We start from the raw sequence: 19,620 nt of genomic DNA, 5'->3' as shown, positions 1-19,620 counted from the left end.
GGCACCGGTTTGGTGCCGATCGATGGTTAGGGGTTGTCGCCGTTTAGCGGCGACTCCGGCCGGACTCGATGCGGTCGAAAAGAGCCTCAACAGCCAGCTCGAGGAGACCGGTCATCACCGGGGGAGGTGGACCGGATCAGCTGTCGCCGCTAAACGGCTAATCGCAGGTCAACCGCACTCCCGGGCCCGGAAGCGCTCGGTCACGGTGCACCCGGGCGTCAGTCCTTGCCCGGACCGCCGCCCGTGTCGCTCACCACGATCAGGACCACGCGGTCGTCGCTGGAGACAGGTTTGCCGCCGTCCTTGTTGACGGTTCCGGCGACGGCCAGCTGGGGGTTGATCATGCTTATCGCGGAGAGCCGGCCGTACGTCGTGGCGGACTTGCTTTTGCCGTCGAGGGTGACCGTCGGCTTGCCGGTGACCGCGCCGTCCTTGTTGACCGGCACGTTCTGCAACCCGGTGGACGACGCGATGCCGAGGATGCCGTTCGCGTCGACGAAATCGACGCAGCCGCCGAGGGAAGGCTTGTCCTGCCAGGTCCACGCGGGCGTGCTGAGCGGTTGTCCGGACTGGAGGCGGTACACGGCGTCCGGGCCGTTGGCCGGGTGATCGGTCACCCACGCGCGCTTCCCGTCGGACGAACGGCAGATGCCGCCGGGGGAGTGCAGGCCCGAGGCGTAGACGGCGGATCCGGGCTTGGGATTCCCGGCCGCCGGTTTTCCGGACACGTCGATCCGCAGGACCTTGCCTGCCAAGGAATTCGGGTCCGCCGCTGCGGCCGGGTTGCCGGCGTCGCCCGTCGCGACGAGGAGTGCGCCGCTTCCGTCGCTGGCCAGCGCGCCGCGGTTGCCCGTCGGGCCTTTCGGGATTCCGGTCAGCACCGGCTTGGGGGCCTGGCCCTTGGCGAAGCGCACGACCCGGTTGTCCGAAGCCGTGGTGACGTAGGCGAAGACCAGCTGGTCCTCGACATAGCTCGGCGACAGCGCCAGGCTGGTGAGCCCGCCGTCGCCGTCGGCCCGGACGTCCAGCTGCGCGAACGACGTCGCGTCGTGTCCGGAGCTGGCCAGCATGACCCGCCCGGTTTTCCGTTCACCGGCGAGAGCGGCTGGCGCGGACCCCTCGCCGGGAAGTCCGGCGACGGCGGCGACTGTGTCCAGGCAGGTGGCGATGACGGCCTTGTCGAAGTCCTTGCAGCCCTGCGGAGGCGGAACGGGCGAGGGCGGCGCTTGCGCGGGGCCGGTGCGGGGACCGCGACCGGGGCCGTCGCCGTGCTCCTGGACATGCGGCGGAGATTCGGGGCTCGGCACCGGCGCGGGGGTGAACGTCTGGCCGGCGGCGGTGTCGTCGAACCGGGCGCAGCCGGAAAGCACGAGGCCGCCGCAGGCGAGGAGGGCCAGCGGCGCCGACCACCGGTACCGGGTACGCATGATGTCCCAGCCTAGGTGGCGCGGCGTGAGCCACTGGTAAGTGGTTACCGTGGTGATCATGACAGTCACCGTGCTGGTCCCGGACGACGAGGGTGTCGCCGTGCTGTCCGAAATCCCTCTCGTCAACGCGGTGCGCTACGAATGGGGTCGTCCGCTGCCGCCGGAGGCTGCGAAAGCCGAGGTGCTCGTCCCGCCCATGGCTTCGACCGGCGACGACATCTGGAGCGATCTGCCGAACCTCAAGCTGGTGCAGCTCCTGACCGCTGGAGCGGAGGACTGGGTCGGCCGCGTCCCGGACGGCGTTCTGTTGTCCACCTGCCGCGGTGCGCACAGTGGCAGCATGGCGGAGTGGGTTGTCGGCGTCCTGTTGTCGATGTACCGGAATCTGGACGTCTACGCGGCGGCGCAACGGGCCGGACACTGGGAGCAGCTGCCGTCCGACACCTTGCAAGGTCAGCGTGTGCTGATCGTCGGGGCTGGCGACGTCGGGCGGCAGTTGCGCCGTCGGCTGGAGCCGTTCGACGTCCGTTGCACGATGGTCGGGATGTCTGCGCGCGAGGGCGTGCACGGCGTTGATGAGCTGCCGGAGCTGCTGCCGCACCACGATGTGGTGGTCATGATGGTCCCCCTCACGTCGCGGACGAGAGGCATGGTCGACGCCGATTTTCTTGCCGCGATGCGTGATGACGCGGTGCTGGTGAATGCTGCTCAAGGGCCGGTTGTGGTGACCGACGCGCTGGCGGCGGAACTCGCGGCGGGGAGGCTTCGGGCCGCGCTCGACGTGACCGATCCCGAGCCGTTGCCGGCGGACCATCCGCTGTGGACAGCGCCCGGTTTCGTGCTGACGCCGCACGTCGCCGGAGCGGTGCGGGGCGTCCGGCGGCGCGCTTATTTGGTGGCCGCGGCGGAAATCGCCCGGTACGCTGGCGGAGAGTTACCTGGCAATCTCGTGCGCGGCGAATACTGATCATTTCCCGGCTGTCGGCCTGGCACTCAGGGTGAACCCTGAAAGAGCCCCTGACCTCGGCGTGCTCGCTCGCGGGGCACGGCTGAATCCCCTAATCTTCGCCGCGTGACCACTCAAGGGGACGACTACCAGACCAGCGTGCTGTCCGGTGTCGAGGACTCTGCCGGCAACGACTACGACGAACCCCGGCAGGGCGGTCTCGGCTTCGGCCTGCTCGTCCTGCGCCTGGGGCTCGGCGTGATCATGGGTGCGCACGGCCTGCAGCATTTGTTCGGCGCTTTCGGCGGACCGGGCGTCGGCGGGTTCGCGCACGTGCTCGAGATGTTCGGGTACCACAAGCAGACGACGCTGCTGTCCTGGATCACCGGCATCACCGAGGTCGCGGGCGGTGCGCTGGTGATCGTCGGCCTGTTCACCCCGCTCGCCGCGGCCGGGCTGCTGGGCGTGGCCGCGAACATCGTCTACGCGAAGTTCCACGGCGGCTTCTTCCAGGGCACCGGTCAGGGCTGGGAGTACGAGCTGCTGCTGGGCCTCTGCGCACTGACGCTGATCTTCACCGGCGCGGGCACCATTTCGCTGGAGCGGAACACGCCGTGGCGGAAGCGGCCGTTGCCGCTCGGGCTCATCTCGTTGCTGCTGGCTGCGGCTGCTTCTGTGGTGGTCATCGTTCTGACCCGATGACTTGCTGACTCGCGGACTCGCGACCTGCGGATCCGCGACCTGCGACTCGCTGACCCGTGACCTGCGGACTCGCGGGCTCGCGGACCCGGCTGGAGTTTGCGTCTCTGACCCTGCCGAGTCGGCTGGAAGCAACGTTGGGCCTGGCGAAGTGATCCGGCCGTTGACCAGGCTGGCCAGGTGTTGCCGTTTAGTGGCGAATGCCTGGTCAGGGCGGAAATCGGGGGCTAGTTGCCTGGTGGGTTGGCCCGTGAGCGGCGACGGCAGGCGCAGGGTGCCACGGCTGGAGGCGGAGTCTCGGCGTGGGCGGGGCGACCGGTGGCCGTTCAATGGCGATTCGCACCGCTCGGAGTCGTGGGCTAACCCGGAATCGGCTGTTTGCCGGTGAGTGGCGAATCGCGTCGATCAGAAGCTTGGGCTGACCCGCGCGAGGAGCGTTCGCCGTTTAGCGGCGAATGTTGTGGACCGGGGACGCGGGCTGGCCCGTGCTGACCGGTGGCCGTTTAGCGGCGAATCGCGCCGACCGGGATCTGGCGGGGAGCGCGTCCGAGATTTCGGCGGTGGAAGCCGACTTGGTCGCGACACCGAAAAGGGGCCCACGCACCACGCGCGGGCCCCCTCCCAGCAGAAGCAATCGGGCAGGATCAGCGGTTCGGATCCCGAACCGCGCCGGTGTCGGCCGAGGTGGCCATCCGGGCGTAGGCCCGCAGCGCGGAGGTGATCGGGCGCTCCCGGTCCTTCGGCTGCCACGGACGCTCCGAAGCTTCCATCTTCGCCCGCCGCTCGGCCAGGATCTCGGGGTCGACGAGCAGCTCGAGCCGGCGCTCGTGGACGTCCAAGATGATCTGGTCGCCGTTCTCCACCAGGCCGATCAGCCCGCCCGCGGCGGCTTCCGGCGAGATGTGGCCGACCGAGATGCCCGAGGAGCCGCCGGAGAAGCGGCCGTCGGTGATCAGGGCGCACTTCTTGCCGAGGCCGGAACCCTTGAGGAACGCCGTCGGGTGCAGCATTTCCTGCATGCCGGGGCCGCCCGCCGGGCCCTCGTAGCGGATGACCAGCACCTCGCCCGGCTGGATCTCCTTCTTGAGGATCGCCGACACGGCCTCCTCCTGGCTCTCCAGCACCCGAGCCGGGCCCTGGAAGTGCCACAGGTCTTCGTCGATGCCCGCGGACTTGATCACTGCGCCGTTCTCGGCCAGGTTGCCGCGCAGGATCGCGAGGCCACCGTCCTTCGTGTAGGCGTGTTCGACGTCGCGGATGCAGCCGCCGACGGCATCAGTGTCCAGCGACGACCAGCGGTTTTCCGTCGAGAACGCCTGCGTGGTCCGGACCCCGCCCGGCGCGGCGTGGAACAGCTCCAGCGCCTTCTCCGACGGAGACTCGGCGCGGATGTCCCACTCGTTCAGCCACGTGGCGAGGTCCGGCGCGTGGACCGCGTGCACGTCGGTGTTCAGGAGACCGCCGCGGTACAGCTCGCCCAGGATGGCGGGGATTCCGCCGGCCCGGTGGACGTCTTCCATGTGGTAGTCGGAGTTCGGCGCGACCTTCGACAGGCACGGCACCCGCCGCCCGATGGCGTCGATGTCGCTGATCGTGAAGTCGACCTCGCCTTCCTGCGCGGCGGCGAGGATGTGCAGCACGGTGTTCGTCGACCCGCCCATGGCCATGTCGAGCGCCATCGCGTTCTCGAACGCCTTCTTCGTGGCGATCGAACGCGGCAGCACCGACTCGTCGTCGGAGCCGTACCAGCGCTTGCACAGTTCGACCACCGTGCGTCCGGCGTTGGAGAACAGCTCTCGCCGGGCCGCGTGCGTCGCGAGCGTGGAACCGTTGCCCGGCAACGACAACCCCAGCGCTTCGGTGAGGCAGTTCATCGAGTTCGCGGTGAACATGCCGGAGCACGAACCGCAGGTCGGGCAGGCGGAGCGCTCGACCTCGGCCAGACCGGCCTCGTCGATCGCCGAGTTCGCGGACGCCGCGATGGTGGTGATCAGGTCCGTTGGGGCCTGCGCGACGCCTTCGACGACCACCGCCTTGCCGGCCTCCATCGGACCGCCGGAGACGAACACGGTCGGGATGTTGAGCCGCATCGCGGCGTTGAGCATGCCCGGCGTGATCTTGTCGCAGTTGGAGATGCACACCAGCGCGTCGGCCTGGTGCGCGTTGACCATGTACTCCACCGAGTCCGCGATGATCTCGCGCGAGGGCAGCGAGTAGAGCATGCCCGAGTGGCCCATCGCGATGCCGTCGTCGACCGCGATCGTGTGGAACTCGCGCGCGATGCCGCCGGCTTCGGCGACCGCCTCGGCGACGATCTCGCCGAGGTCCTTGAGGTGCACGTGGCCGGGCACGAACTGGGTGTAGGAGTTGGCGATCGCGACGATCGGCTTGCCGAAATCGCTGTCGGTCATTCCGGTCGCACGCCAGAGCGAGCGTGCGCCCGCCGCGTTGCGACCGTGGGTGGTGGTCCGGGAACGGAGGTGCGGCACGGCATTCTCCCAGGTCAGAAGGCTGAACCAGGCGGAGGGGAACTACGGCTCCGCAAACTGGTCCTACCAATTCTACTCGGCGGGTTTGCCGTTGCCGCCGCCGGTCCGTTCCGCGTCGGCGGCAGGCTCCGGTGCGACGGGCCCGGGGGAGGGCTCGGGAGCGGGTTCCGGAGCGGGCTCTGGCGCGGCGTCCGGTGCGGTCTCAGCGGCCGGTTTCCGCCCAGCGAGTTCCTCGTCGCTCAGCACGCCCGACGGGTCCTTGATCTTGCCCTCGCTCACCAGAGCCAGTACCGGAAGGTGCCGCGTCCGCACCGTGGGAAGGCTGACCTGGGTGTCGTCGCCGAGAACCGCGCGCACGCGGGCTTTGTTCGTGATCGCCAGGCCCTTGAGCGACGACCACGGCAGGTCGCGCTTGCCGAAGACGGTCCGGACGTGCAGTCCCTCGCGGGTCGCGACGGTGCGCGTGCGCGCGACGAACACGAGCAGCGCGAGCGGGAAGACGTACAGCCACTGGAATCCGCCGATCTCGCCCAGTGCGATCGGTGTCACACAGACGGTCAGCAGACCGATCGCGAGATACGCCGTGGTCGGGATCCGGAACACGGCCTTCCGGCCCTCGTCCGCACGCTGGTCCTGCTGTTTCTTGGCCACGAAGGAATGGTGCACCGACGCCGCGAGCGACCTGCGCCCGGGTCGCGCGCGGGCAGTACTGGCCGTCCACGATGCGGAACCGCCGTCCCGTAGAGTTGACACTCGCCCGGGCGCGCGACTAACGTCGGGGCCGTGATTACGCAGACCGGTCTCGTACTTCCCAAGCGCGCCGACGCTTAGGAAGAGTCCTCTGCGTCGACGCGCGACCCTCGTGCGACCTTACGGTCGGCGAGGGTTTTTTGTTGCGTGAAACCGGTTCCCCGACCGGAAGTACGGCCCAGACAACCCGAACGAGTGACACCGAGAACCCACGAGGCAGAACCGATGACCAGTGCCACGTCGCGCAGCGACGCGAAGCCCGGGCCGACCGCGCCCGGTGTCCCAGGAGCACGTCCGAAGCCCGCCCCGCCGGCGGGTACGCCGGTGCGCGTGACCGGCGCGCAGTCGCTCGTCCGCTCGCTCGAGGCGGTCGGCGCGGAGGTCGTGTTCGGCATTCCGGGTGGCACCATCCTTCCCGCCTACGACCCGTTGCTCGACTCCACGAAGGTCCGGCACGTCCTGGTCCGCCACGAGCAGGGCGCCGGGCACGCCGCCACCGGCTACGCGCAGGCGACCGGCAAGGTCGGCGTCTGCATGGCGACCTCGGGTCCGGGGGCCACGAACCTCGTCACCCCGCTGGCCGACGCCAACATGGACTCGGTCCCGGTCGTCGCCATCACCGGGCAGCAGTCGCGCAGCCTGATCGGCACCGACGCGTTCCAGGAAGCCGACATCTGCGGCATCACCATGCCGATCACCAAGCACAACTTTCTCGTCACCGACCCGGCGGAAATCCCGAGGGCGATCGCCGAGGCGTTCCACCTGGCCGCGACCGGACGCCCCGGTCCGGTCCTGGTGGACATCCCCAAGGACGTGCTGCAGGAGATGACCTCGTTCTCCTGGCCGCCCGAACTCCGGCTGCCCGGCTACCGCCCGACGCTGCGGCCGCACGGCAAGCAGGTCCGCGAGGCCGCGAAGCTGATCGCGCAGGCCCAGCGGCCGGTGCTGTACGTCGGCGGCGGCGTGATCAAGGCCGAGGCGTCGCAGCAGCTGCGCGAACTCGCCGAGCTGACCGGCATCCCGGTCGCGACCACGCTGATGGCGCGCGGCGCGTTCCCCGATTCGCACCGTCAGCACGTCGGCATGCCCGGCATGCACGGCTCCGTCGCCGCGGTCGCCTCGATGCAGCGCGCTGACCTGCTGGTCGCGCTCGGCGCCCGGTTCGACGACCGGGTCACCGGCCAGCTGTCGTCGTTCGCGCCGGACGCGAAGATCGTCCACGCGGACATCGACCCGGCCGAGATCTCCAAGAACCGCAAGGCGGACGTGCCGATCGTCGGCGACTGCAAGGAGATCATCGGCGAGCTGATCGAAGCGGTGAAGACCGAGTTCGAGCGCGCCCGTCCGGACCTGAGCGACTGGTGGACGCAGGTCGATTCGTGGCGCGAGGACTACCCGGCGGGCTACGAATGGCCCGACGACGGTTCGCTGTCGCCGCAGTACGTCATCGAGCGGATCGGCGAGCTGGTCGGCCCGGACGCGGTGTACGCCGCGGGCGTCGGGCAGCACCAGATGTGGGCCGCGCAGTTCGTCAAGTACGAGAAGCCGCGCACCTGGATCAACTCCGGCGGCCTCGGCACCATGGGCTTCGCCGTCCCGGCCGCGATGGGCGCGCAGTTCGGCCTGCCGGACACGCAGGTGTGGGCGATCGACGGCGACGGCTGCTTCCAGATGACCAACCAGGAACTCGCCACGTGCGCCATCGAAGGCGCGCCGATCAAGGTCGCCGTGATCAACAACGGCAACCTCGGCATGGTCCGCCAGTGGCAGAACCTGTTCTACTCCGAGCGGTACTCCAACACCGATCTCGGCACGCACAAGCACCGCATCCCGGACTTCACGCTGCTGGCCGAGGCGCTCGGCTGCGCGGGCCTGCGCTGCGAGGCCAAGGAGGACGTCGACGCGACGATCCGGCGCGCGATGGAAATCAACGACCGCCCCGTCGTGATCGATTTCGTCGTGGGGAAGGATGCCCAGGTGTGGCCGATGGTCGCCGCGGGCACCGGGAACGACGAGATCATGGCCGTCCGCGGCATCCGGCCGCTGTTCGACGACGACGAGGTTTCGCAGGAAGCCGCTGCCGAGGCCGCCGCCGCGGAGGGAGAGCAAGCATGACTGTCCACACGCTGAGCGTGCTGGTCGAGAACAAGCCCGGCGTGCTCGCCCGGGTCTCCGGACTGTTCTCCCGCCGCGGCTTCAACATCGAGTCCCTTGCTGTCGGGCCCACGGAGAACCCCGAGGTGTCCCGGATGACGATCGTGGTCGCCGTCGAAGAGCTACCGCTCGAACAGGTGACCAAACAGCTCAACAAGCTGGTGAACGTGATCAAGATCGTCGAGCTGGAAGCCGGCAGCGCGGTGCAGCGCGAACTGCTGCTCGTGAAGGTCAGGGCGGACGCCACCGTGCGCAGCCAGGTCCTCGAGACCGTCCAGCTCTTCCGCGCCAAGGTGGTGGACGTCTCGCCGGAGGCGCTCACCGTCGAGGCGACCGGGACGTCGGACAAGATCGGCGCGCTGCTGCGGATGCTGGAGCCGTACGGCATCCGCGAACTCGTCCAGTCCGGCATGGTCGCGGTGGGCCGCGGGGCCCGCTCGATCACCGCCACTTCTCCCCGCTGAACCTCAGATTTCGTGTAAGTACGGAAGGAAGTAGTACCCCCCATGGCAGTGGAAATCTTCTACGACGACGACGCCGACCTGTCGATCATCCAGGGTCGCAAGGTCGCCGTGATCGGCTACGGCAGCCAGGGCCACGCGCACTCGCTCAGCCTGCGCGACTCGGGCGTCGACGTCCGGATCGGCCTGCAGGAGGGGTCCAAGTCCCGGGCGAAGGCCGAGGAGCAGGGCCTGCGCGTGCTGTCGGTCGCCGAGGCGGCCGCCGAGGCCGACGTGATCATGATCCTCGCTCCGGACACGAAGCAGCGCTTCATCTACGAAGAGCACATCGCGCCGCACCTCAAGGACGGCGACGCGCTCTTCTTCGGCCACGGCTTCAACATCCGGTACGACCTGATCAAGCCGCCGGCGAACGTCGACGTCGCGATGGTCGCCCCGAAGGGCCCGGGCCACCTGGTCCGCCGCCAGTTCGTGGACGGCAAGGGCGTGCCCTGCCTGATCGCGGTCGAGCAGGACGCTTCGGGCAACGCGCAGGCGCTCGCGCTCTCCTACGCCGCGGCGATCGGCGGCGCGCGGGCCGGCGTCATCAAGACGACCTTCACCGAGGAGACCGAGACCGACCTCTTCGGCGAGCAGGCCGTGCTGTGCGGCGGCGCGTCCGCGCTGGTGCAGACCGGTTTCGAGGTGCTCACCGAGGCTGGCTACGCCCCGGAGATCGCCTACTTCGAGGTGCTGCACGAGCTGAAGCTGATCGTCGACCTGATGTACGAGGGCGGCATCGCGCGCCAGCGCTACTCCATCTCCGACACCGCCGAGTACGGCGACCTCACCCGCGGCCCGCGCGTCATCTCGCCGGCCGTCAAGGAGGAGATGAAGAAGATCCTGGGCGAGATCCAGGACGGCACCTTCGCCCGCGAATGGGTGGCTGAGGACGAGGCAGGCCGGCCGAACTTCACGAAGCTCGAGGAGCAGGGCAACCAGCACCCGATCGAGAAGACCGGCAAGAAGCTCCGCGACCTGATGTCGTGGGTGGACCGGCCGATCACCGAGACCGCCTGACCGGTTTCCTCAGGAGGAGGCCCTGTCGTCCGTTCGCCGGACGGCAGGGTCTCTTTCGTTCCAGGCGTTGCCGCTGAATGGCGGATACGCTGTGCCGATGAGCCGCCCGACCGACGACAAGGCGCACATCCGGCACGAACTCGACCTCACCGGCGCGACCTGGATCCGCGCCGAACCGGCGGGCGTGACCCTGGAGCATTGCGCGGAGTACGCGTTCGTCCCGCACTCGGACGGGGTGACCTACGTGGCCATCCGGCAGCCGACCGATCCGGACGGGGCGGTGCTGGTTTTCACGCCTTCGGAGTGGGACGCGTTCACTCGCGGGGTTCGGGACGGGGAGTTCGAGTTGCCGGAGTAGGTCTTCGGACCCATGGGTTCTGGCTGGATGGAGATCCGGCCGCGGTGCCTTTGGACGGCTGTTGCCGTTTAGTGGCGAATCCGTGGTTCGCGGCGTGATTGCCCAGGTCCGAGGTCTTCGTCAGTGCGGTTGTGGCGTTTCCCGCGCGGCGGTGGGTTGTCTGGAGCAGATGGCTCCGAGCGTCGCGATGAGTGCGGTGGTCTGATCGGCAGTCCGCGGCTGGAGACCAGTGCGGACGTGGGAAACCGGCTTGGCTCCGGCACACGAGTTCGCCGGGGTGACGGCTGCGTGGCCGATCAGGTTTTCGCCGTTTCGCGGCCATTCCGTCCAGCCGGACCCGTTCGTGTCCCGACGGATCGCCCGCCAGGACGCCAGTGATGTACCTGTGGGCTGACTTTCAGGACGGCAGGAAGATCGCGGCCGCTGCGTCGGCGAGTGCGTCGGGACTTGGCGAATCCGGCTCGGTTTGGGCTAGGTGCAACAGCCCGAGAATGGCCGCGTACGCGACTCGTGCCCGGTGCTCGGCTTGGTCCGCCGGGAGGCCGAGTTCGCGATACGTGCTGGTCAGAAGGTTGAGTCGGGCTTGGTTGACGCGGCTGACCGCGTCCTTGACCCGCGGGTCGTTGCGATCGCCGAGCAGGCTCAGGTGCACCGACGGGGCCAACGGCTGGACGGCGCGCACGACGGCGGTGAGCAGTTCGCGCAGCCGTTGCCGCGGATCGGCGATTGCGGCGTACTTGGCGAGCCCCGCTTCGCCGTGGTTTCGCCCCCAATCGGCGAGAGCCGCGGTGATCAGCTCGTCCCGGTTGCGGAAGTGCGCGTAGAAACTGCCCTTGGTCACGCCGAGCGTCCGCGCGAGCGGTTCTACTCCGACCGCGGCCAGCCCGCCCTCCGCGATCGCCTTCAGCGCGGCCCGCGTCCAGTCCTCGGCGGACAGCCGGGGCGAGTCGTTCACCATGCGCGGAGGATACGCCACCGTATTGACGGCCCTGTCCGCACTGGATACGGTGGCGTATCCATACGCAACCGTATCCATACGCAACCGTATCCATACGCAGCCGTATCCATACGGTGCCGTACTGAGGGGCGAAGTGATGGCACACGCGAAGGTTCGCCGAGTGGTCACCGGGCACGACTCCGACGGCAAGGCCCGGGTAGTCGCCGATGGCGCCGTCGAGCCGATCGCCTCCGGCTTGATGCCGGGCTGCGCGATCTACCGGCTGTGGGGCAGGGACGAGCGACCGGTATTTCCCGACGACGGCTCGCCGCATCGGGCTGAGGCGTATTACCCGCCGCGGGACGGTTCGCGGTTCATGATCAACACGATCGCGCCTGGCGAGCTGACGCCGGCGCCGGATCTCGACGTGGCGGCAGCGTGGGAAGAACTGGAGCGACAGGCACCGGGTGCGGTCGCCGCAATGGAGCCTGACGCGCCGGGCATGCACACCACCGACACCCTCGATTACGTCCTGGTCGTCTCGGGCGAGGTCACGCTGGAGCTGGATGACGGGGATCAGACGGTCTTGCGGGCAGGCGATGTCCTCGTCCAGAACGGTACGCGGCACGCCTGGCGAAACCACGGCGTCGAACCGTGCACGATCGTCGGCGTCGCTGTCGGTGCAGATCGGGCGTAGGCCGGATTCGCCACTGAGCGGCGACACCGTTTTCGCCACTGAACGGCGACGGTTCCTTTTGCCTGCCGGGTTTGACATTGACATTGTGACAAGGTCTTCACTGGTCGGCGGAGGTGATCCCGATGAACTCGACACAGATGAATTCCCAGCTCACGCGGCTGATCGAGGCGTTGGGTGCCGGAAACTCGTCGACGCGGCTGCAGGCCGCCCTGACGGTCGGAACGCACCCGGACGACCCTCGTCTCGTGGAGACGCTCGTCGCACGGTGCGCGATCGAGCCGGACTTTTTCGTGCGCGACATGCTCACCTGGGCGTTGACCCGGTTCCCGGCGGAGGACACCGTGCCGCGGCTTCTCACGGAGCTGCGGTCCCCGGTGGCGCAGGCCCGGAGCCAGTCGCTGCACACGTTGTCCAAAATCGGCGACAAGAACGCGTGGCCAGCGATCACCCGATCGTTGCTGTGCGACGCCGACGACGAGGTCGCGAGAAGCGCGTGGCGAGCGGCTGTCGTCCTCGTGCCGGACGGCGACAAGGCCGGGCTGGCTGCGGAACTTGTGACTCAGCTCGGTCGTGGCGACCGAACCGTGCAGCTCAGCCTCAGCCGGGCGTTGGTCGCGCTCGGTCCCGTCATCGAGCCGGTCTTGGAGGACACAGTGACGAGCCCAGACCCGGCCGTCCGGGCACACGCCGCCGTCACCTTGCGGCTGCTCCATGACCCGGACACCGGTTTCGACCAGGCCGTGGACGAGGCGAAACGGATCGTCGCGCTCGGTCCCGAGCGGGCTCAGGAAATCGCGTGCTGATCGGCGAGGTCGCCCGCCGCTCGGGGGTCAGTACCCGGATGCTCCGGCACTACGACGCCCTCGGGCTGGTGCGGCCGACCGGCCGCACCGTGGGCGGCTATCGCGAGTACTCCGCGGACGACATTCGCCGCATCTTCCATGTGGAAAGCCTGCGGTCGCTCGGGATGTCGCTGCGGCAGATCGGCCGGGCGCTGGAAGATCCCGCCTTCGTGCCGTCGGAGCTGGTCGGCGACCTCATCCGGCGGACCGAAGACCGGCTGAAGCGGGAACAGGAGCTACTTGACCGGCTCCGTGCGGTCGATGCCTCGGCACCCTCCGGTTGGGAAGCTGCCTTGCGCATCGTCGAGCTGTTGCGCGGGCTCAGCTCGCCGGGTGCCGCGCGACGGCAGCAAACCGTCCTGGCTCCCGCCGACGATGTGCCGGTTCCGGCTGAGGTCCTGGCCAAAGCGGTTCTCGCCGAATCCGATCCGAATGTCGCCGGCGCACTGCGCTGGGCCCTCGCTCGAACCGATGGCGACGGGGTGGCGAATGTGGCGGCTGGTCTCGGTTCGGAAGACGCCGAGGTCCGCCGGCGCGCGATCCTGGCACTTATTGAGTTGCCCGGCGAAGAGGTGACTGCGGTGTTGATGGACGCGCTCGCGGGTTCAGACGCTGTGGTCCGTCGGCATGCGGCACTTGCTTTAGGCGCACGCGGAGCGAAGGAGGCTGTGCCGACGCTGGTCGAAATGGTCGTCGAGGGGCGAAACGACGTCGAGGCGGCTGAAGTTTTGGGTGCGTTGGCGGATGGGGGAGTGGACGGGATTGTCGGCGCGTTGGTCGATGCGTTGGCGGCGCATCCGGTGGATTCGGCGGTGCGGATCCGGTTGACGCAGGCGCTTGCGGAGATGCCGGGGACACTCGCGCACGAGGCGTTGCGGCGGTTGGCGGGGGATGGGGATCGGGATGTCGCGTTGGTGGCTTCGGTTCTGGTGAGGGTGGTGGAAGAGCGTGAGGGCGTTGGTGGGGGCTCTGAAATCAGCTAGGCGGTGCGGGCGGTTGGCGGAGGTTTTCGGCGATCGGTGCTGGTCAGGGGCTTTTGCCATTTAATGGCGAAAGTTGCTGCGGGGCTCGTTGCCGTTTAGTGGCGACAGGCCGGGCCGGGTGGTTGGCGGCTTGCGAGGTGAGTTGCCGTTGATTGGCGAAAGCTGCAGGGACGGTTGTCGACCGGCAACGGTCGGGTGTTCGCCGATTGAGGGAGGCCGGGGCACGGGTGTTTGTCGTCGGACGGCGAGGGGTCGGGATGGCGGGTGTTTGCCATTGAACGGCGAGGGGCGGAGTAGTGAGTGGTTGCCGATGCGCGGCGAGAGCTGTGGCGGCAGATGTTTCCGCTGAATGGCGACGGACGCGGCGGCGCATAGTGACGGCTGTAGTCGTTGGGTGGCGATGAGCGTGACGGCGACGTTGCCTCTGAGCGGCGACGGCTCTCAGCGTGCTTGTTCTGCAGGCAGGCCGCGGTGGTGGATGTTGCCGCTAAATGGCGACGGGCGTTTCAACGGCTGGGTCATCGGACGGCGTGGCGGTGACTCGCCACTGAGCGGCAACGTTGGGACGCCGTCGTTGCGAGGTGACGGCGTCCAGCCTTGATGAGGGTGTCGCCGTTTAGTGGCGACACAGTGCTGGGCTGCCGTGGAGCGGTCGCGTCTGGCGTCCAGTGAGGCGTTGCCGTTTAGTGGCGACAGCGTGGTCGAGTTGCCGCTATTCGGCGACGCGGGCGATTAGTTCCGGCAGTCGACCGGTGGCTGCGGCCAGGGCGAGGTGGTCTCCGTAGTCGCGGGATTCGACGATTTCACCGTCTCGGATGCGCATTGCGAAGATGTTGTTCACCTGAAACGGGGTGCCGGAGCTGGTTTCGCCTACATAGGTCGATTCGCCGATGATGACTTCTGGGTCGGTGCTCAGGTGGAGTACCAGATCGGTCACCTCGATGCGGAATCCTGCTGCGGCACCGATGGCGAAGTGGGCGCGCAGGTCGTCTCGGGTGCGGAGGCCGGGGGCTCCGGGCAGGAACGGGTGGCGGACATCGGTCTTTGCCGCATAGAGGTCGGGGAGTTCGGACCAGCGTCCGTCGGCGACGCCGAAGACGACTCGTTGGAATACGCCTTCACGGCTGTTCGGGGAGAAGAGTTCGGACGGGCGCGGGGCGATGGGGCGGGATTCGTAAGCGGGCGCTTGGGCGTAGGCCTCGGCTAAGTCGCCAGCGGCGTTTTGGATGGCGGCTAGGCGCAGGTAGTCGTGGTAGTCGCGGGTGTGGATGAGGAGCCCGTCGCGGGCGCGGAGGACTTGGATGTTCGCCGTTTCGGCCGTCCGGCCGGTTTTTCGCGACTCGGCGGTGTACTGGTATTCGGCGACGATGACTTCGGGGTCGGCGGTTTCGTGGATGGTGACGTCGTGGCGGTTGAGCCGAAGGAGCTGGCCCAGGCCGCTGACGAAACGGTCGTGCACCGCGGCTCGGCCTTCTATGCGGCCGGGCCTCGGGACGGCGGTGGGGTGTTCGACGACGGTGTCCTCCGCGTAGAGCTGTGCGAGGTCGGCGAAGCGGCCGTCGGTGATTCCGGTGGAGAGCTGGTCGAACAGGTCGCGTGCGGTGGGCATGAGGGTCTCCGCGGGGTCGATTAACCGGAGTCGGTAGTCCGTTACGATACGGACTGTCTACTCCGGTTGTCTACTGTCGGGAGTTGCCGATTAGTGGCGACTGAGGCGGCGCAGTAGTTCTCGGGCGTCGGGGCTGTCGCAGGCTTCGGCCCAGCCTTCGGGGGTGCTGTCCCAGAGGGCGTCGCGGGCGGTGAGGTCGGCGCCGGCGGATGCGAGGATTTCGATGACGTCCAGGCGGTTGCTTTGGGCGGCCAGGTGCAGCGCCGTGACACCGGCGCCGTGGCGTGGGCCGCCGAAGGTGCCGATCTGGTTGACGTTCGCGCCCAGTGACAGAAGCGTTTCTGTTGCCGCTGAGTGGCCACACGTCGCCGCCCAGGCGAGGGCGGTGCCGCGGTAGACGTCGGCGTCCAGGTTCGCGCCGCGGGCGGCCAGGGTGCGGAGTGCGGCTACTTGGTTGTTGCGGGAGGCCCAGGCGAGGGACTCGTCGAGGATCTCTGCTGGGTCGTTTGTTGGCTTCCAGAAGGGAAAACCGCTGTGTGGACGGTAGAACTCACGGTGTGCGCCGGCCGCTGGGGAAAGAGTCCCCTTTGGACTGACGAGTTCATCCAGCAGTGCGGCGTCGCCGAGACCGGCTGCGACGCGAAGGTTGCGAGGGGACCGTTCGTGCGTTGCCAGTTTTTCGGCAACAGCGCGATTTCCCCAAAACAGGGCCACAATGAGCGGCGTTCCGCCGTCGCCGCGGCCGGATACGGTCAAGGGCGCGCCGGCGTTGAGCAAAAGGTCGGCGATCAGTGGTAAGTTGCTGTAGGCGGCTTGATGTAAGGCAGTCCATCCGTGTGCGTTGGCTCGCGCGGGGTCGGCACCGTGGGCGAGCAGGACGCGGACGAGGCGTTCGTCATGGGTCGCGGCGGCCATGCCGAGAAGATCGTTTCCGTTGGTGCCTCGGGCGCGGGCCAGGTGCGGAGCTTCGGTCAGCAGCGTCGTCAGCCCGTCGACGTCTCGGGCTTCTACCAGCTGATAAGCCCGGGCGAACGGTTCGCCGTTTTTCGGCAAATCCTCGACGTGGGCTTTCAATGCCCGCCAGGCCGGGAAGCCGTGCTCGCGGGCGATGACGGTGAGCGCGCCGGTGCGGGTCAGCGGTTGTTCGTGCCGGGCGAAGGCGGCGCGGGCGTCCGGGGTGCCGTCTTCGGCGGAGGCGAGGAGGCCGGTGGCGCGGTCGCGGTAGTACTCGACGTCCTGGTGGTACGCGTGCTGGACGTCCGGGCCGTGTTCGGCGATGCGGCGGACGTACGCCTGAAGTTGCGGCCAGCTGGGGAATCCGTAGCGGCGGGCGAGCCGGAACTGCGCTTCCGACAGGGCGACCGAGTCGGCGCGGGCGAGTTCCTTCGCCTGTTTGCGGAGCTGGCCGAGGTCGGGGTTGGCGGGCAAGGCCGTCATCGGAAGTCCTTCCTTCCCTTGCGCGCCCGTGGTCCGCCGGCACCGGGCAGGGAAGAAGGAAAGCTCGGCAACTCGTGGTACGGGGGTGGGCTCAGCCCTTTCCGCGGACAGGACGCGGCCCCTGCCGCGCGAGAACCACTGTAGCTCAGAAGGGTCAACGTCCGCCGGTGATGACGCTGACCGCGATGCCGAGCGTGGCCGTGTTGTACATGAAGGACAGGACGCTGTGCGCGAGCACCAGGGAACGGATCGACGTCGTTCGCGTTTCGACGTCCGAGACCGCGAAGCTCGTCCCGATGGTGAACGCGAAATAGGTGAAATCGGCCAGTATGGGGCGTTCGGTTTCGGGGAAGCGGAAGTGTTGCGTCGGGAGGCTGTCGTAGTACTTCTGGGCGTAGCGTTCCGCGTAGCCGAAGTGCAGGATCGCCCAGGCCAGCAGGACCGCCGGAACGCCGACGATTTTCGCTTGGTCCGGGTCGATGCCCGCCGTTTCCGGCAGGACGATCGACAGTCCGGCGGTGACGCCGACGAGGCTGGTCAACAGGGTGAACAACAGTCCGAGCCGACGGCCCAGAACGCCTTTCAGCCACCGGGCGTCGGTGTGGTCGATTTTCCGGCTGCGGGACACTCGCGCGACCCGGATGCCGAGGTAGACCAGAGCGAGCAGGTCCCGTAAGAGGAGGACGAGGACATTGTCGTCTTGGATGAAGGTGGCGATCCCGAGCGTCAGCAGGACGAGTTCGACCATTCGGGACGCGGCGATGGCGAGTTTCGTGAACACCGGCGGCTCCCGGGGGCGAACGCGGGCGAGGCGTTCCGCGAAGATAACAGCGGGTGGTGGCCGCTGAACGGCGAAACCGTCTCGTCCGGATCGCCCGTTCAGGGGAAGTGTTCGCTGGGGTGGCCGTGGCGGGCCGGGCAGTGTGGGAACGTCGGTGTTGAACGGGAAAGTGGCCGTATGCAGGGGATGAAGAGTTTCGCCGTTTAGTGGCGAATCCATGGTGAGCTGGGTTTTCCGGGGTCTGGGCTGCTTCGGCGAGTACGGGTCGGCTGGGTCGGCGGAGACGTCGGGTGCTGGTCGCGGTGGGGCTTCCGGGAGAAGCCTCGAAAGCCCCACCGGGAGTCAGGGAACCAGCGGAGCGAGGCGACGCCAGCCGTCCAGCGGGATCTCCGGTCCGGCGGCGAGGACCTGGACGCAGACGTGGTCCGCGCCGGCGTCGAGGTGTGCGCGGATTCGGTCGGCGACTTCCTGCTCGCTGCGGTAGGCCACGATGGCGTCGACGAGCCGGCCGCTGCCGCCGTCGGCCAGGTCTTCCTCGGAGTAGCCGAGGCGGCGGAGATTCGCTCGTTGGTGTGGAGCCATCCGCACGTAGCCGGCGACGTGTTCGCGAGCGATTTGCCGCGCTCGCAATGGATCTGCGTCGAGGACAACGGCTTGTTCGACGGCGAGGTACGCGTCCGGTCCGAGCGTTTCCCGGGCGAACGCCGTATGCTCGGGAGGGACGAAGTAGGGGTGTGCGCCGTCGGCCTGGGTTGCCGCGAGTTTCAGCATTTTGGGTCCGAGCGCGGCTAGAAGCCGACGCGGTCGGGAATCAGAAGCAAAGTCCAGATCCGCTGCGTCCATGGCGTCGAGGTAGTCCTGCATCGCGCTGCCTCCGCCGCCAGGTCGATGCCCGCCCAGCCCCAGCGTGAACCGTCCCGGATACGCCTCTGCCAGTGTGCGTCCCGCGGCTTCGGCGGATGCCGCAGACCGTTCGGAAAACCGGGCGATTCCGGTTGCCACGGTCAAGGTCGTGGTCGCTTCGAGCAGCAACGCGGCCTGAGTGAACGCCTCCCGCCCGCGGTATTCGCCGAACCACAGCGCCGTGAAGCCCAGCGACTCGACCTCGCGGGCGGCCGCGCGTACTTCGCCGATTTCCTTGCCGTCAAAGGCGAATGTCCAGATCCCGACTGTCATTGCGCCTCGCCTTCCGTGTCGGCGGCGAATTTCGCGAACAAATCCACAACGGACTCCAAGAAGTTTCCAGGCCGCAGGAGCGCGGCATTGATCCCGGAGCAGCCAAGGCCGGTACGTCCACTGAGGACGCACCCTAAAACAGAGGCTGCCTCCGGTTACTATACGGAGGACCCCTCCGATTTGTCACGGGATAAGCTGAGACCCGAGATGAGCGACGCCAAGCCGATGCGCGCGGACGCCCGCCGCAACTACGAACGCCTGCTGGTCGAAGCGAGGCGTGCCTTCGCCGAGCGAGGCGTCGACGCCTCGCTCGAAGACGTCGCCCGCAGTGCCGGCGTCGGGATCGGCACCCTCTATCGCCACTTCCCGACCAGGGAAGACCTGATCGAGACGCTGCTGCGGGACCGCTTCGACACCCAGGCGGAAAGGGCGCGCGAGCTGCTGCTCGCCGACGATCCGCTCGACGGGCTGTACACCTGGCTCATCGGCTTCGGCGAAACCTCCGCCGTTTACCGCGGCCTTACCGAAATGCTGGCCGACGCCTTCGACGATCCGGAGTCGCGGCTGCACGCGTCCTGCGAAGCGATGCGGGAAGCCGCGTCCCACCTAGTGGACAGGGCGCAGGCGGCCGGCGTTTTCCGCGCCGACGTGACGGTCCGGGAGCTGCTTTTGTTGCTGCACGGTGCTTCCTGGGCCGGATCCCACCTTCCGGGAGAAGGCGGTACAGAGCGCCTGATGACGCTTGTCTTCACCGGATTACGAACAAGTGAACAGCGGGGGCAGCGGGCTGTCAGCGCACCGCGTTAAACTCCCGC

The 19,620-nt window shown here is 68.2% G+C and carries 18 protein-coding genes; 10 read left to right on the top strand and 8 right to left on the bottom strand.

Annotated elements, in window-relative coordinates; genetic code table 11:
* Positions 1-218: 218 nt before the first annotated feature.
* On the bottom strand, positions 219-1,427 hold the full coding sequence (locus F9C12_RS15275) for a PQQ-dependent sugar dehydrogenase (RefSeq protein ID WP_409467013.1): 1,209 nt from the start codon (positions 1,425-1,427) through the stop codon (positions 219-221).
* 58 nt (positions 1,428-1,485) lie between these two features.
* Between F9C12_RS15275 and F9C12_RS15270 the strand changes: the two genes are divergently transcribed.
* A complete protein-coding gene (locus tag F9C12_RS15270; RefSeq protein WP_409466310.1) occupies positions 1,486-2,394 on the top strand; it encodes a 2-hydroxyacid dehydrogenase in 909 nt (302 codons plus the stop codon).
* A gap of 105 nt (positions 2,395-2,499) precedes the next feature.
* Positions 2,500-3,075, top strand: coding sequence for a DoxX family protein (locus tag F9C12_RS15265; protein ID WP_409466309.1), 576 nt, complete (start codon positions 2,500-2,502; stop codon positions 3,073-3,075).
* A gap of 641 nt (positions 3,076-3,716) precedes the next feature.
* On the opposite strand, the gene ilvD is transcribed toward F9C12_RS15265, so the two are convergent.
* Together ilvD and F9C12_RS15255 are read right to left on the bottom strand one after the other, a co-directional pair.
* The gene (ilvD, locus tag F9C12_RS15260) at positions 3,717-5,561 is read right to left on the bottom strand and encodes a dihydroxy-acid dehydratase (RefSeq protein WP_409466308.1); all 1,845 of its coding nucleotides are present in this window, start codon (positions 5,559-5,561) and stop codon (positions 3,717-3,719) included.
* A 72-nt stretch (positions 5,562-5,633) separates the two neighbouring features.
* Positions 5,634-6,212, bottom strand: coding sequence for a PH domain-containing protein (locus F9C12_RS15255; RefSeq protein WP_409466307.1), 579 nt, complete (start codon positions 6,210-6,212; stop codon positions 5,634-5,636).
* Positions 6,213-6,536: 324 nt separating this feature from the next.
* On the opposite strand from F9C12_RS15255, the gene F9C12_RS15250 reads away from it, so the two are divergent.
* The 4 genes from F9C12_RS15250 to F9C12_RS15235 all read left to right on the top strand — a co-directional run bounded on the left by F9C12_RS15250 (position 6,537) and on the right by F9C12_RS15235 (position 10,343).
* The gene (locus F9C12_RS15250; RefSeq protein WP_409182626.1) at positions 6,537-8,426 is read left to right on the top strand and encodes an acetolactate synthase large subunit; all 1,890 of its coding nucleotides are present in this window, start codon (positions 6,537-6,539) and stop codon (positions 8,424-8,426) included.
* Positions 8,423-8,929, top strand: a complete 507-nt coding sequence (gene ilvN, locus F9C12_RS15245; protein WP_184780531.1) for an acetolactate synthase small subunit — start codon at positions 8,423-8,425, stop codon at positions 8,927-8,929. Before F9C12_RS15250 ends, ilvN begins: the two co-directional genes overlap by 4 nt.
* Positions 8,930-8,971: 42 nt before the next feature.
* A complete protein-coding gene (ilvC, locus tag F9C12_RS15240; protein WP_009074019.1) occupies positions 8,972-9,985 on the top strand; it encodes a ketol-acid reductoisomerase in 1,014 nt (337 codons plus the stop codon).
* A 97-nt stretch (positions 9,986-10,082) separates the two neighbouring features.
* On the top strand, positions 10,083-10,343 hold the full coding sequence (locus tag F9C12_RS15235) for a DUF397 domain-containing protein (RefSeq protein WP_409182625.1): 261 nt from the start codon (positions 10,083-10,085) through the stop codon (positions 10,341-10,343).
* A 397-nt stretch (positions 10,344-10,740) separates the two neighbouring features.
* On the opposite strand, the gene F9C12_RS15230 is transcribed toward F9C12_RS15235, so the two are convergent.
* Positions 10,741-11,301, bottom strand: coding sequence for a TetR/AcrR family transcriptional regulator (locus F9C12_RS15230; protein WP_409466306.1), 561 nt, complete (start codon positions 11,299-11,301; stop codon positions 10,741-10,743).
* A gap of 160 nt (positions 11,302-11,461) precedes the next feature.
* Between F9C12_RS15230 and F9C12_RS15225 the strand changes: the two genes are divergently transcribed.
* The 3 genes from F9C12_RS15225 (at position 11,462) to F9C12_RS15215 (ending at position 13,802) form a co-directional block, all read left to right on the top strand.
* A complete protein-coding gene (locus F9C12_RS15225; RefSeq protein WP_409466305.1) occupies positions 11,462-11,977 on the top strand; it encodes a cupin domain-containing protein in 516 nt (171 codons plus the stop codon).
* Positions 11,978-12,099: 122 nt separating this feature from the next.
* Entirely contained in the window at positions 12,100-12,780 is a 681-nt protein-coding gene (locus F9C12_RS15220; RefSeq protein ID WP_409466304.1) for a HEAT repeat domain-containing protein, read from the top strand.
* Entirely contained in the window at positions 12,774-13,802 is a 1,029-nt protein-coding gene (locus F9C12_RS15215; RefSeq protein ID WP_409466303.1) for a HEAT repeat domain-containing protein, read from the top strand. Before F9C12_RS15220 ends, F9C12_RS15215 begins: the two co-directional genes overlap by 7 nt.
* Positions 13,803-14,514: 712 nt before the next feature.
* Here the strand turns inward: F9C12_RS15215 and F9C12_RS15210 are convergent.
* The 4 genes from F9C12_RS15210 to F9C12_RS15195 all read right to left on the bottom strand — a co-directional run bounded on the left by F9C12_RS15210 (position 14,515) and on the right by F9C12_RS15195 (position 18,805).
* On the bottom strand, positions 14,515-15,411 hold the full coding sequence (locus F9C12_RS15210; protein ID WP_409466302.1) for a nuclear transport factor 2 family protein: 897 nt from the start codon (positions 15,409-15,411) through the stop codon (positions 14,515-14,517).
* 90 nt (positions 15,412-15,501) lie between these two features.
* Positions 15,502-16,848, bottom strand: coding sequence for an ankyrin repeat domain-containing protein (locus tag F9C12_RS15205; RefSeq protein WP_409466301.1), 1,347 nt, complete (start codon positions 16,846-16,848; stop codon positions 15,502-15,504).
* A 154-nt stretch (positions 16,849-17,002) separates the two neighbouring features.
* Entirely contained in the window at positions 17,003-17,629 is a 627-nt protein-coding gene (locus tag F9C12_RS15200) for a DUF1345 domain-containing protein (RefSeq protein ID WP_409466300.1), read from the bottom strand.
* Between the two features lie 342 nt (positions 17,630-17,971).
* Positions 17,972-18,805: a TIGR03620 family F420-dependent LLM class oxidoreductase gene (locus F9C12_RS15195; RefSeq protein ID WP_409466299.1), complete on the bottom strand. Its 834-nt coding sequence runs from the start codon at positions 18,803-18,805 to the stop codon at positions 17,972-17,974.
* Positions 18,806-19,012: 207 nt separating this feature from the next.
* Here F9C12_RS15195 and F9C12_RS15190 point away from each other — a divergent pair, with 207 nt between their 5' ends.
* Positions 19,013-19,612 carry a TetR/AcrR family transcriptional regulator gene (locus F9C12_RS15190; protein ID WP_409466298.1) on the top strand — a complete coding sequence of 200 codons (600 nt, stop codon included), beginning with the start codon at positions 19,013-19,015 and terminating at the stop codon, positions 19,610-19,612.
* Positions 19,613-19,620: the final 8 nt, after the last annotated feature.

Origin of the sequence: Amycolatopsis sp. GA6-003 (genome assembly GCF_046267895.1) — a bacterium.
GTDB lineage: Bacteria > Actinomycetota > Actinomycetes > Mycobacteriales > Pseudonocardiaceae > Amycolatopsis.
This window is presented reverse-complemented; position numbering and strand designations above follow the sequence as displayed.

Coding starts and splice junctions, on each gene's coding strand:
- F9C12_RS15220 (WP_409466304.1), top strand. CDS start 12,100: ATGAACTCGACACAGATGAATTCCCAGCTCACGCGGCTGATCGAGGCG.
- F9C12_RS15230 (WP_409466306.1), bottom strand. CDS start 11,301: ATGGTGAACGACTCGCCCCGGCTGTCCGCCGAGGACTGGACGCGGGCC.
- F9C12_RS15250 (WP_409182626.1), top strand. CDS start 6,537: ATGACCAGTGCCACGTCGCGCAGCGACGCGAAGCCCGGGCCGACCGCG.
- F9C12_RS15190 (WP_409466298.1), top strand. CDS start 19,013: ATGAGCGACGCCAAGCCGATGCGCGCGGACGCCCGCCGCAACTACGAA.
- ilvC (WP_009074019.1), top strand. CDS start 8,972: ATGGCAGTGGAAATCTTCTACGACGACGACGCCGACCTGTCGATCATC.
- F9C12_RS15275 (WP_409467013.1), bottom strand. CDS start 1,427: ATGCGTACCCGGTACCGGTGGTCGGCGCCGCTGGCCCTCCTCGCCTGC.
- F9C12_RS15195 (WP_409466299.1), bottom strand. CDS start 18,805: ATGACAGTCGGGATCTGGACATTCGCCTTTGACGGCAAGGAAATCGGC.
- F9C12_RS15270 (WP_409466310.1), top strand. CDS start 1,486: ATGACAGTCACCGTGCTGGTCCCGGACGACGAGGGTGTCGCCGTGCTG.
- F9C12_RS15205 (WP_409466301.1), bottom strand. CDS start 16,848: ATGACGGCCTTGCCCGCCAACCCCGACCTCGGCCAGCTCCGCAAACAG.
- F9C12_RS15235 (WP_409182625.1), top strand. CDS start 10,083: ATGAGCCGCCCGACCGACGACAAGGCGCACATCCGGCACGAACTCGAC.
- ilvN (WP_184780531.1), top strand. CDS start 8,423: ATGACTGTCCACACGCTGAGCGTGCTGGTCGAGAACAAGCCCGGCGTG.
- F9C12_RS15210 (WP_409466302.1), bottom strand. CDS start 15,411: ATGCCCACCGCACGCGACCTGTTCGACCAGCTCTCCACCGGAATCACC.